The sequence below is a fragment of the Kitasatospora sp. NPDC054768 genome, from assembly GCF_053612025.1.
On record NZ_JBSHBN010000218.1, the window covers coordinates 1 to 12,925 of the forward strand.

8 protein-coding genes are annotated in these 12,925 nt (G+C 73.9%); 7 read left to right on the plus strand and 1 reads right to left on the minus strand.

The genetic code is table 11. The annotated features are described in order from the left end of the window. Positions 1 to 2 precede the first annotated feature (2 nt). Positions 3 to 779 (minus strand): helix-turn-helix transcriptional regulator, encoded by a 777-nt coding sequence (locus ACWGKU_RS37590; protein ID WP_452180149.1) that lies wholly within the window; start codon positions 777 to 779, stop codon positions 3 to 5. Between the two features lie 450 nt (positions 780 to 1,229). On the opposite strand from ACWGKU_RS37590, the gene ACWGKU_RS37595 reads away from it, so the two are divergent. The 7 genes from ACWGKU_RS37595 (at position 1,230) to ACWGKU_RS37625 (ending at position 12,899) form a co-directional block, all read left to right on the plus strand. Further along, positions 1,230 to 1,760 carry a DUF5987 family protein gene (locus tag ACWGKU_RS37595; RefSeq protein ID WP_401049262.1) on the plus strand — a complete coding sequence of 177 codons (531 nt, stop codon included), beginning with the start codon at positions 1,230 to 1,232 and terminating at the stop codon, positions 1,758 to 1,760. Continuing rightward, on the plus strand, positions 1,757 to 3,412 hold the full coding sequence (locus ACWGKU_RS37600) for a GMC family oxidoreductase N-terminal domain-containing protein (RefSeq protein WP_401049264.1): 1,656 nt from the start codon (positions 1,757 to 1,759) through the stop codon (positions 3,410 to 3,412). The genes ACWGKU_RS37595 and ACWGKU_RS37600 overlap by 4 nt, the downstream gene beginning before the upstream one ends. Before the next feature lie 40 nt (positions 3,413 to 3,452). Further along, positions 3,453 to 4,514, plus strand: coding sequence for a carboxymuconolactone decarboxylase family protein (locus ACWGKU_RS37605; RefSeq protein WP_452180150.1), 1,062 nt, complete (start codon positions 3,453 to 3,455; stop codon positions 4,512 to 4,514). 388 nt (positions 4,515 to 4,902) lie between these two features. Next, complete coding sequence (locus tag ACWGKU_RS37610; protein WP_452180151.1) at positions 4,903 to 10,779, plus strand: type I polyketide synthase; 5,877 nt, start codon at positions 4,903 to 4,905, stop codon at positions 10,777 to 10,779. After that, a complete protein-coding gene (locus tag ACWGKU_RS37615) occupies positions 10,779 to 11,276 on the plus strand; it encodes an acyl-CoA thioesterase (RefSeq protein WP_401053362.1) in 498 nt (165 codons plus the stop codon). Before ACWGKU_RS37610 ends, ACWGKU_RS37615 begins: the two co-directional genes overlap by 1 nt. After that, positions 11,273 to 11,851, plus strand: coding sequence for a flavin reductase family protein (locus tag ACWGKU_RS37620; RefSeq protein ID WP_401053359.1), 579 nt, complete (start codon positions 11,273 to 11,275; stop codon positions 11,849 to 11,851). The genes ACWGKU_RS37615 and ACWGKU_RS37620 overlap by 4 nt, the downstream gene beginning before the upstream one ends. A gap of 16 nt (positions 11,852 to 11,867) precedes the next feature. Next, complete coding sequence (locus ACWGKU_RS37625; protein ID WP_452191752.1) at positions 11,868 to 12,899, plus strand: NAD-dependent epimerase/dehydratase family protein; 1,032 nt, start codon at positions 11,868 to 11,870, stop codon at positions 12,897 to 12,899. Positions 12,900 to 12,925: the final 26 nt, after the last annotated feature.

Sequence of the window (12,925 nt, forward strand, 5' to 3'; positions counted from 1 at the left end):
GATCAGGCGGTGTCGGTGATCGGGGTCCGTACGGTCTGCGCGATGGTCCGTGCGTCCAGCAGTGCCAGCAGGACCGGCGGGTCGAGGACGCGGGCCGGGCGCAGGCGCAGTTCGATCGGCAGCAGCGGCACGTCCGGCCGCACCTCGATCGGTCCGACCGATCCCACCGAGACAGGGTGGCCACCCGTCAGCACCTCGTCGAAGGCGGCCGGGACGGAGTGTGCCAGCAGGTACCAGGTGCCGGCCGGCACCTGGTCGAATAAGAAGACGCCGGGATGGGGGAGGACGGTACACGCGGCGGGCCGGCCCTCGGGGACCCGGGTCGGGAACAGCCCGAGGTACACCAGGCCGAGGTTCCCCGCGATCGGGGCCCGGATCTCGCCGCGGAAGGTCGAGAGCTCCGTGCTCCGGGCCAGGCCTCGCGAGTCGATCTCGATCCGGGGGGTGAAGCCCCCGAGCTGACGGTAGGTGGTGGGAGGCACGCCGACGCTGCTGGCGAACCGCGAGCTGAAGGTGCCGACGCTGTTGTACCCGACGCGGTGGCTGATCTCGGTCACCGTGAACGAGGTTTCGACGAGGAGGCGCTTGGCCGTTTCGAGCCGGAGGGCGGAGAGGAACCGCCGTGGTGACACCCCGGTCATCCGCTGGAATTCCCGGGAGAAGTGGAACTTGCTGTACATGGCCGCCTGCGCCATATCGTCGATGGTCAGTAACTCGCCGATGTTGTCGTGCATGGTTTCGATGGCCCGGGAAACAGCTTGCTCGATGGCAGATGTCATCTTTGACTCCAGCTTCTCCGCCGCACCTGCGGATGAACAGAATTCCACCCTTGCGATGATCGGGAACGAAAGTCACGGCCGCGGTGACAGGCCGACTGTCGAAGGCGCCAGGGCAAGCGAAGGGAGGACCCCCTTCGGAAGGCGAAGCTGAAAAGTGTCGCCGCCATAGCAAGTGACGACCGTAGCAGCAGGCACATGACAGCCGCAATGGGCCGGGCGGCACGTGCCGTTGGCAAGCCCGAGCGGTGAGACATCCCGGAAGTCGGGTTTGAACGGCGCCGGGAGCCCTCAGCAACGCGAGAGATGCGGGCGGGAGCGCAATGCGCGCACGATGCCACAGTCGCGTATGCGAATCGGGATCGGCCGGTGTGTGCCGTCCCCGCTTTTCGACAAGCAGCTGAGGAGATGCCGGTGGGATCGCCTACCTCAGATCGAAACCATGACCGGACCATGACGCTCGAAGCCTTCGCGGACACGATCGTCCCGGGCGAGAAACGCTCGCCCGACGACCGGGCGGTGGCCGGCGCCTCGACCGGCGGCGGTGCCGTCCAGGCGGGCGCCGTCGAACTGCTCGAAACCCCCGCGACCGGACTGTCGGACGCCCTGGACGACTACGTGCAGGCGCTCAACCGCCACGCGAGCACGTACGCGGACGAGCACGGCCTGCGGCTCGACGACTCGGTGCCGCCGTTCGTCGCCCTGCCGTTCGCGGACCGGACCAGCCTGGTGCAGGAGCTGACCGGAACGGAGCACCAGGAACGGGAACTGTGGGTCCTGCTGGCGCTGTTCGCCAACATGGCCTTCGACACGGCCGCCCACATGCACACCGCGGACGCGCTCGCGGCGGGCCACCCGGGCCTCACGGCGATGGGCTTCATGAAGCCCGACGAGGACGGCCTGTGGCGGTTCCCCGACTTCTCGTACGGCAAGCAGCTGGCAGACCCCCACCCGGACACCACGCCTACAGGGAGTCCCGCATGACGAGTACCGAGAGCACCGACGTCCTGATCGTGGGCAGCGGCTTCGGCGGCGCGATCGCGGCGTACCACCTGGCGGCCGGCGGCGCGAAGGTCACCATCCTGGAGCGCGGCCCGTGGCTGAAGGCCGACGACTTCGACCACGACTTCCTGCTCGGCTCCTCGTACACCCGGATCTTCGACTTCGTGGTGGGCGACGGCATGAGCCTGCTCGGCGGCAACTGCGTCGGCGGCGGCAGCGTGGTGTACTTCGCCGCGATGCCGCGCGCCCCGCGGTTCGTCTTCGAGCGCCGCGGCAGCATCGGCCGCCGGATGTGGCCGGCCGCCATCGACCGGGACGTCCTCGACCCCTGGTACGACCGGGTGGCCGAGGCGCTGCCCATCACCCAGCAGGACTGGAACGACGTCACGTACGCGGGCGGGCTGTTCGCCGCCGCCTGCGAGCACGCGGGACGCACCGCCAACCCCGTCCCGGCCGCCATCGACCGGGCGAAGTGCACCAACTGCAACTGGATGATGTCCGGTTGCCGCTTCGACGCCAAGCGGTCCCTGCTGCTGAACTACCTTCCGGCGGCCCTCGCGCACGGCGCCGAGATCCGGCCGCTGCACGAGGTGCAGCAGCTGTCCCGGACGGACGACGGCGGCTACCGGGTGCACTACGACGTCGTCGACGACGTGGACTACCGGGTGCACGTCGGCAGCGGCACGATCGACGCGAAGATCGTCGTGCTCGCCGCCGGCGCCGGCGCCACCCCGGTCATCCTCCAGCGTTCCGAGGCGACCCTGGGCACCATGCCGCACGCCGTGGGCCGCTACTTCTCCGGCAACGGCGAACGCCTCAACACGGCCATCGTGGACGAGGAGAAGGCCCGCGACCTGCTGGGGCTCAAGCGCTCCGACGGCCGGGCGTTCAAGGCCAACCAGATCGGCAAGGGCCCGGTCGTGGCGAGCTGGGACAACCTCGACGGATCGCTGCCGGAACACTCCCGGTTCTCCCTGGAACAGCTCTACTTCCCGCCGGGCTTCGGCACCATCCTGGCGCAGGTGCCCGACGCGAGCGGGCCCAGCTGGTTCGGCGTGGAGAAGAAGGAACTGGTCCGGCAGTGGCAGTCCTGGCTGACCGTCTTCACCATGATCGAGGACGACAACGAGGGCGTCTTCGGGCCGCCGCCGCCCACCGGCAACGCCGTCCGGATCTCCCAGCAGATGCTCGGGCGCGGGTCGATCTCGTACCGGCCGACCGCCAACACCCTGCGCGCCTGGGCCGATTCGGACGCCGTGGTGAAGGACATCCTGGAGCGCGACGGACTCGCCCGCGTCATGCCGTGGACCAACGACCTGGTGGGCGCCTACACCGTGCACCCGCTGGCGTCCTGCCGGATCGGCGACGACCCGCAGACCTCGGCGCTCGACGACCGGCAGGAACTCCGCAACCACCCGGGCATCTTCGTCACCGACGGCTCCGCCGTCCCGGGAGCGCTCACGGTCAACCCCGCGCTGACCATCTCCGCGCTCGCCGAACGCGCGATCCCCGGCATCGTGAGGGCCGCGCGGGAGCGCGGCGTGAACGTCGTCTACGGCGCTCCCGCGCCGGACGGTGCGACCAGCGGGCGGCGCGGCGTGCAGGTGCAGCTGCCCGGCCTGATGCGCCGGTAGCCGGCCCCGGCACCGGATCGAGCCGTCGAGGAGGAGGCACATGACGACACCGTTCCTGCGGTCGGCCCTGCGGAGGTCGATGGCGCAGATCCACCGGGTCGCCGCGGTGCGGCCGGCAGCCGCGGGGGAGGAGGTGGCCGGCGTCTTCGCCGAGGTCGAGCGGGAGTTCGGCATGCTGGCACCGCCGATCGGGCTGCACGCCGCCGCGCCGGAGGTGCTCGCCGCCTCCTGGGTGATGCTGCGGGAGACCCTGGTGGCCGGCGGGCGGGTCGACCGCGCGACCAAGGAGGCGGTGGCCGCGGCGGTCTCGGCCGCCAACGCCTGCCCGTACTGCGTGGAGGTGCACGGCACGGCGCTGGCCGCGCTGCTGCCCGGGGCCGCCGCCCCGGGCACGGCCCGCGCGACGGCCGAGGGGTGGGCCGACTGGTTCCGGGCGGACGGCGACCGGGGGCCGGCGCCGGACGACCGGCCGCCGTTCCCCACGCAGGCGGCGCCCGAGCTGGTCGGGGTGGCCGTCACCTTCCACTACCTGAACCGCATGGTCAACCTGTTCCTCGCGCAGAGCCCGCTGCCGGCCGGTCTTCCGCCGGCCGCGCGGTCGGCGGCGAGGGCGGTCCTCGGCCGGCTGATGCGCCGCAGCGCGCGCCTCGCCCCGCCGGCCGGGACCTCCCTCGACCTGCTGCCCTCCGCGCCGCTGCCCGGGGACCTGAGCTGGGCGGCGGGCACCCCCAGCGTCGCCGGCGCGTTCGCCCGGGCGGCGGCCGCGATCGACGCGGCGGGGGCCCGGTCGGTGCCGGACGGCGTCCGCGCCCTGGTGACGGACCGGCTGGCCGGGTGGGACGGCCGACCGCCGGGGATCAGCCGCGGCTGGGTCGAGGACGCGGTGTCGGCCCTGCCCGGGGACCAGCGTGCGGCGGGCCGGCTGGCCCTGCTGACCGCCCAGGCCTCCTACCAGGTCGACGACGGCCTCGTCGCCGAGTTCCGGAGCGACCGGCCCGGTGACACCGCGCTGATCGAGCTCACCTCCTGGGCCGCCCTGACGGCGGCCCGGGAGCTGGGCGCCCGGCTCGGTGCCCGCCTGCCCAAGGCCGCCGACGGCTGACCCCGCGCACGGCCCCGCACGACCGAGGCTCCCGCCGACCGGCGGGAGCCTCGGCGCGTTCCCGGCCTCCCGCACGGGCATCGGCACGGGCGTCGGCACGGTTGCCCGCCCAGCCGTCCGCACAGCCGTCCGCACGACCGTCCGCACAGCCGTCCGCACGGGCGTCGGCACGTCCACCGGCACGGTCGTCCGGACGGGCGCGGCCCGCCCCGGAAATGACGGCGTTATTGAATAGCGGCGCCGAGAAATCACACCGTTATGGAAAAGCAGTGCCCCCCACCAGGCGGAAAGCAAACTCGGAGAAGACATCGGGGCGGCCGCAGATGCATTCTTGACGACAGTGCAGGCGAGTCGAGTCGGCGAGGAGATTCGCCGTCAATTCATCTCCATGGGTGGTGAATACGTGAGCAGTGAGCGGATCGCTATCGTAGGAATTGGCCTCCGTTATCCGGACGCCAATTCGGCGAGCGAACTGTGGGACAACGTACTGGGCGGCCGGCGAGCCTTCCGGCGGTTGCCGGACGAGCGGATGAACCAGGCGGACTACTGGTCGGAGGACCGGAGTGCGCCGGACCGGCACTACACGAAAAAGGCCGCGGTCCTGCGGGACTACGCGTTCGACCGCATCAAATACAGCGTCGCCGGAAGCACGTACCGGGCGACCGACCTGACGCACTGGCTGGCCCTCGACGTGGCCGCCGAGGCACTTGCCGACGCCGGATTCCCGGACGGCTCGGGACTTCCCCACCAGAGCACCGGCGTGGTGGTCGGAAACAGCCTCACCGGGGAATTCTCGCGGGCCAACATCATGCGGCTGCGGTGGCCCTACGTGCGCCGCACGGTGGCCGCCGCGCTCACCGGCCAGGGCTGGTCCGAGGAGGACGTCGCGAAGCTCCTCCAGGAGCTGGAGCCGCAGTACAAGGCGCCCTTCCCGGCCATCGACGAGGACTCGCTGGCCGGCGGCCTCGCCAACACCATCGCCGGCCGCATCTGCAACCACTTCGACCTGCGCGGCGGCGGCTACACGGTCGACGGGGCCTGCTCCTCCTCCCTGCTGTCCGTCGTCACGGCGGCGAAGGCACTGGCCGACGGCGAACTGGACGTGGCCGTCGCCGGAGGCGTCGACCTGTCCATCGACCCGTTCGAGGTGATCGGCTTCGCGAAGACGGGCGCACTGGCCACCGGCGAGATGAAGGTCTACGACCGGGACTCCAACGGCTTCTGGCCCGGCGAGGGCTCCGGCATGCTCGTGCTGATGCGCGAGCGGGACGCGCTGGCGCAGGGGCGGCGGATCTACGCGAGCATCAGCGGCTGGGGCGTCTCCTCGGACGGCAAGGGCGGCATCACCCGGCCGGAGGCGAGCGGCCACCGGCTGGCACTGACCCGCGCCTACCGGCGGGCCGGCTACGGCGTCGAGACGGTCTCGTACTTCGAGGGCCACGGCACCGGCACGGCCCTCGGCGACGCGACCGAGATCGAGGCGCTGTCCTCCGCCCGCCGCACCGCGGACCCGACGGCCCGTCCGGCCGCGCTCGGGACGGTCAAGGGGAACTTCGGGCACACCAAGGCCGCCGCGGGCGTGGCCGGCCTGATCAAGGCGACCCTCGCCGTGCACCACCAGGTGATCCCCCCGGCCACCGGCCACGTCGACCCGCACCCCGGCCTGCTCGGTGACGAGGCGGCGATGTACGTCCCGCGCCAGGCCGAACTCTGGCCGGCCGGCCACCCGGTCCGGGCCGGGGTGTCGGCCATGGGCTTCGGCGGGATCAACACCCACGTCACCCTCGCCGAGGCACCCGGCAGCACCCGGCGCGAGGCGCTCGACGCGCGCACCACCCGGCTGGTCGCCGGCCGCCAGGACGCCGAACTCCTGCTGCTGGACGCGGCGGACACGGCCGCGCTGCGCGCGGAGCTGACCCGGCTGCTCGACCTGGTGCCGAAGCTGGCACAGGCCGAACTCGCGGACCTGGCCGGCACCCTGGCCGACCGGCTCGCCGACGGCCCGGTGCGGGCCGCCGTGGTGGCGACCGGCCCGGACGACGCCGTGCGCGGCCTCGAACGGCTGCTGGCCCTGCTCGACTCCGGAGCGCGGGAGGTGTCCTCGGCCGGTGAGGGGATCTTCCTCGGCCACGCCCGGACCGCCCCCCGGATCGCCTACCTCTTCCCGGGCCAGGGCTCCGGCCGCGGCGCCGTCGGCGCGATCCGGCGCCGGTTCGCCGCGGCGGAGGAGGTGTTCCGCGCCGCCGCCCTGCCCACCGGTGACGACCAGGTCGCCACCCAGGTCGCCCAGCCGCGCATCGTCACCGGCTCCCTGGCCGCCCTGCGGGTGCTGGACGCGGTCGGCATCCGGGCCGACACCGCCGTCGGCCACAGCCTCGGGGAGCTCACCGCCCTGCACTGGGCGGGCGCGATGACCGAGGAGCAGGTGGTGCGCCTCGCCAGGATCCGCGGCCGGGTGATGGCCCAGGCCAGCCACGGCGGCGGCGCGATGGCCGGACTGGCGGCGACCCCGGAGCAGGCCACCCGGCTGTCCGCCGGACAGGACGTGGTGATCGCGGGCTACAACGGGCCCCGGCAGACCGTGCTCTCCGGCCCCGCCGAGGCGGTCGACGAGGTCTGCCGCCGGGCCGCGGGCGAGGGCGTCACGGCGACCCGGCTGAACGTGTCGCACGCCTTCCACTCGCCGCTGGTCGAGCCGGCCGCGGTCGCGATGGCCGCCGAGCTCGCGCGGTTCGACTTCCAGGAACCCGTCCGCCCGATCGCCTCCACGGTCACCGGGCGGCTCCTGGACCCGTCCGCCGACCTGCGCGAGGTCCTGCGCGGACAGGTCCTGCTCCCGGTCCGGTTCCAGGAGGCCGCCGCCGTGGCGGTCGCCGACGCCGACCTGGTCGTGGAGGTCGGCCCCGGCCGGGTGCTGTCCGGCCTGCTGGCGGAGATCGCCCCGAACCTCACCACCCTGGCGGTGGACACCGACAGCGCCTCGCTCGGCCCGCTGCTCAGGGTCGCCGGTGCCGCGTTCGTGCTCGGCGTACCGCTGCGGACCGAGACCCTGTTCGGCGACCGCCTGATCCGGCAGCTGCCGGCGGACGGTGCGATGACCTTCCTGGCCAACCCCTGCGAGGCGGCCCCGGCCATCGACGCGGAGCTGGCGGCGGACGGCGGGCCGGGCCGGGACGAGCGGGCCGGCGCGGCGGTGTCCGCGGACACCGGTGAGGGCCCGGACTCCACCCTGGAGCTGCTGCGCAGGCTCGCGGCCGAGCGGGTCGAACTGCCGCTGGACTCCGTCACCGCGCAGACCCACCCGATGGACGACCTGCACCTGAGCTCCATCACCATCGGCCAGATCGTCAACGACGTCACCCGGGCGCTCGGCCGGCCCGTGCTCGCCGCGACGCCCAACTACGCGACCGTCAACCTGGGCGGGATCGCCGAGCTGATCGACCAGCTGGCGGACACCGCGCAGGACGGCGGCCAGTCGGCGGGCGAGGTCGCCGGTGTGGCCCCGTGGGTGCGGCCCTTCGCGGTCGAGCACCGGGAGGCCGTCCTGCCGGCCCGGCCGCAGCCCGCCGAGGACCCCGCCCCCGCCGGGCGGTGGACGGTGCACAGCACCCCCGGCCACCCGCTCGCCGAACCGCTGGGCACCGCGCTCGCCGCGGCGGGCGTCGGGGACGGCGTACTGCTCTGCCTCCCCGACGCGTGCGGACCGCAGGAGGCGGAGCTCTTCCTGACCGCCGGGCGGGCCGTCCTGGCCGCCCCCGAGGGCACCCGGCTGGTCGTGGTCCAGCACCGGCTGGGGGCCTCCGGCCTGGCGAAGACCCTGCACCTGGAGCACCCGTCGGTCCCGGTCACGGTGGTCGAGCTGGCCGACACCGCCCCCGAGGGCGCGGCCCGTGACGAGGCGGTGGCCCGCGTGGTCGCCGAGACCGCCGCCACGGCCGGCTTCGCGGAGGTCCGCTACCAGCCGGACGGGCGCCGGACCGTCCCGGTGCTCCGGCCGTTGCAGCTGCGCCCCGCGACCGAGGGCGGGTCCCCGCTCGACGCCGGGGACGTCCTCCTGGTCACCGGCGGCGGCAAGGGCATCACCGCCGAGTGCGCCATCGCGATGGCCCAGGACTCCGGGGCGGCCCTGGCCCTGATCGGCCGCGCCGATCCGGCCACCGACCCCGAACTCGCCGGGAACCTCGCCCGGATGGAGGCCGCGGGCCTGCGCCACCGGTACGCCCGCGCCGACGTGACCTCGGCCGAGGAGATCGCCGCCGCGGTGGCCCTGCTGGAGAACGGGCTCGGCCCGGTCACCGCCGTGCTGCACGGCGCCGGCCGCAATCAGCCCGCCGCCCTGGAGGCGCTGAGCGCCGAGGACTTCCGCCGGACCCTGGCGCCCAAGACCGACGGTCTGGAGGCGGTCCTGGCGGCCGTCGAACCGGAACGCCTGAAGCTGCTGATCACGTTCGGCTCGATCATTGGCCGGGCCGGACTGCGCGGCGAGGCGCACTACGCCACCGCCAACGACTGGATGACCGAGCTGACCCTCCGCTTCCAGGACCGGTACCCGCGGGCCCGGGCCGTCGCGCTGGAGTGGTCGGTCTGGTCGGGCGCGGGCATGGGCGAACGGCTCGGCGTCGTCGAGGCGCTGATCCGGGAGGGCATCACGCCGATCTCCACCGAGAACGGCATCCAGGTGCTCCGCGAGGTGCTCGCGGACCCCTCGGCCGGCCCCGTCCTGGTGGTCAGCGGGCGGGCCGGCGGCCTGCCCACCCTCACCACCGAGCGGCGCGAGCTGCCGCTGACCAGGTTCGTCGAGCGGGTGGTCGTGCACCACCCGGACATCGAGCTGATCACCGAGACCGAGCTGACCGAGGGCGGCGACCCCTATCTGACCGACCACCGGCTCCAGGACGACCTGCTCTTCCCGGCCGTGCTCGGCATGGAGGCGATGGCCCAGGTGGCCGCCGCGGTGAGCGGGCACCAGGGCCCGCCGCTGCTGGAGGACGTCGAGTTCCGCCGGCCCGTGGTGGTCCGGCCGGGCGGCTCGACCACCATCCGGATCGCGGCGCTGGTCCGGGAGCCCGGGACGGTGGACGTGGTGCTGCGCAGCGAGGGCACCGAGTTCGCGGCCGACCACTTCCGGGCCCGGCTGCGCTACCCGCGGCCCGAGGTGCCCGGGACGCCGGTGCCGGTCGAATTCGGCCTGCCGGCGGTGCCGGTGGACCCGGTGACCGAGCTGTACGGCAGCGTGCTCTTCCAGGGCAAGCGGTTCCAGCGCCTGCTGGAGTACCGGCGGGCGAGCGCCCGGCACGCGCTGGCGGAGATCTCCACCACCGCCCCGGCGCCGTGGTTCGCGGCCTTCCTGCCGCAGGACCAGCAACTGGCCGACCCCGGGACCCGGGACGCGATGATGCACGCCATCCAGTGCTGCGTGCCGGACGCCACCCTGCTGCCGCAGAGCATCGAGCGGCTCTGGCTGGCCGACCCGGCGGACCAGGACGCCGAGTACGTGGTGCTCGACGCCAGGGAGCGCTCCCAGGACGGGGACAGCTACGTCTACGACCTCGACGTGCGCACCCCGGCCGGGAAGGTCGTCGAGCGCTGGGAGGGGCTGACCCTGGTCGCCGTCCGCAAGCGCGACGGAGCCGGACCATGGGTGCCCGCGATGCTCGGTTCGTACCTGGAACGCGGCCTGGAACGGGTGCTGGGCGGCAGCCGCGCGGTGGTCGTCGAGCCCGCGGCGAAGCCCGCCGCGGAATCCACCGCGGAGTCCGCCGACGGGGACCGCCGGGCCCGCACCGCGACCGCTCTCGGCCGGGCGCTGGGACGGCCGGTGGACCTGCGCCACCGGCCGGACGGCAAGCCCGAACTCGCCGGTGGGCCCGGACTCGACGGGATCACGGTCTCGGCCTCGCACGGCCCCGGCCTGACCCTGGCGGTGGCCGGACCCGGGCGGCTCGCCTGCGACGTCGAGACCGTCCTGGAGCGGAGCACCGAGGACTGGGACGCCCTGCTGGGCGCCGGTCAACTCGCCCTGCGGGACCTGCTGGTGGCCGAGGCGGGCTGCAGCCCGGCGGTGGCCGGCACCAGGGTCTGGAGCGCGCTGGAGTGCCTGCGCAAGTCCGGCGCGACCACCCAGGCGCTGACGCTCGACCGCGTCCACCCGGGCGGTTGGGTCGTCCTGTCCGCCGGCGACGCGGCCGTCGCCACCTGGGTCACCACCGTCAACGACCGGACGGAGCCGGTGCTCTTCGCGGTGCTCGTCGGGAAGGAGAACTGATGTCGGCCTACTACGAGATCCGCCACACCGTGGGCTTCGAGGAGACCAACCTCGTCGGCAACGTCTACTACGTGAACTACCTGCGCTGGCAGGGGCGTTGCCGGGAGATGTTCCTCAAGGACAAGGCGCCGGGGGTGCTCGCCGAGCTGCGGGACGACCTGAAGCTGTTCACCCTCAAGGTGGAGTGCGACTTCTTCGCCGAGATCACCTCGTTCGACGAGCTGTCGGTCCGGATGCGGCTGGAGGAGCTGACCCAGACCCAGATCCAGTTCAGCTTCGACTACCTGCGGATCGACGGCGAGCAGGAGAACCTGGTCGCCCGCGGCCGGCAGCGGATCGCGTGCATGCGCGGGCCGAACACGGCCACCGTCCCCGCCCGGGTGCCCGAGGAACTGCGCCTGGCGCTGGTGCCGTACGCCGAGGGGCCGGCCGTCGCGCGGGCCCTCGCGGCGCAGGTCCCGCCCGGCGGGCCGGTCGGGACGGGGCGGGCGCTGTGATCGGCAACGGCCGGTCCCCGGCCCCCGCCCAGGCGCCGGGCGCGACGTCGGCGGCCGCGGCGAACCGCGCGGTCCTGCCGGGCGCCCTGCGCGAGACGATGGCCCGTTTCGCCACCGGGATCACGGTCCTGACCACCGGCGGCGAGTACGTCCACGGGATGACCGCCAACGCGTTCAGCTCGGTCTCCCTGGAGCCGCCGATGGTGCTGTGCTGCGTGGCCCGCTCCGCGACGATGCACGAGGCGATCATGGCGTCCAGGTCCTTCGCGGTCTCCGTGCTCGGCGCCGAACAGGAGCACCTGGCACGGTACTTCGCGAACAAGAGCAGGCCGCGCGGGGCCGCCCAGTTCGACGGCCTCGACTGGCAGCCCGGCCCGTTCACCGGGGCCCCGCTGCTGTCGGACTCGCTGGCCTGGCTGGAGTGCAAGCTCGCCGAGCAGTACGACGGCGGCGACCACTCCATCTTCCTCGGCGAGGTGCTCGCCTCGGACTGGGCGGACCACCGGGAGGCGCTGCTGTTCTACGGCGGCGCCTTCCACCGGGGCATCGGCGGGAAACCGGAAGAGATCGGCTGAGCGGGGGGATGGTCCGATGTTGGTGAGCGTGACCGGCGGCACCGGATTCGTCGGCATCCACTCGGTCGCGGCGCTGGTCCGCGGCGGCCACCGGGTGCGGATGCTGGTCCGCGACCCGGCCGCCGCGGAGCGGGTCCTGGGCCTGCTGGAGGTGGACCCGGGCGCCGTCGACCTGGTCGTCGGGGACGTGACCGACGAGGGCGACGCGGCCCGCACGGTGCGCGGCGCCGACGCCGTGCTGCACGCGGCCGCGGTGTACTCCTTCGACAGCCGGCGCAACGCGCAGATGCGCCGGACCAACGAGCGGGGAACCGAACTGGTGCTGGCCGCCGCCCGACGGTCGGGCGCCGACCCGGTCGTCCACGTCTCCAGCATCGTCGCGCTGCTGCCGTCCCCCGGACGGCCGCTCGGGGAGCACTCCCCGGTCGGCCGTCCCCGGGACACGTACATGGCGACCAAGGCGGCGGCCGAGCGGATCGCGCGGGGCCACCAGCGGGACGGCGCGCCGGTGGTCATCAGCTACCCGCCCGCGCTGCTCGGCCCGCAGGACCCGGGGCTGGGCGACCAGAACGCCCGGCTGCGCAACACCCTGCGCGGACTGATGCCGATCTGGCCGCTGGGCGGCTTCCCGGTCGGCGACGTCCGGGACACCGCGCAGCTGCACGCCCGGCTGCTGACCACGCCGAGGGCGGGCTCCGACCGGCACTTCGGACCCGGCCACCACCTGCCCACCCGGCAGTACGTGCGGACCCTGCGGGAGGTCACCGGGCGGCGGCTGCCCGCGGCCTTCCTCCCCGCCCGGGCCATGCTGCCGGTCGGCGCCCTGGCCACCCTGCTCCAGCGCGGATGGCCCTGGCACATCCCCGCCGAGTACGGGGCCGTCTACACCTGCGCCTGTGCGACCCCGGTCGACCCCGCGGCGAGCACCGGGGGGCTGACGCCGAGGCCGACCGCCGAGACCATGGCGGACACGGTGCGCTGGCTGTACGCCGAGGGCCGGCTGACCGCCGGTCAGGCCGGGCTGCCGGCCGTGGACAAGGAGCGCTGAGCCGTACCCGACGGCCGGCCCCGGGC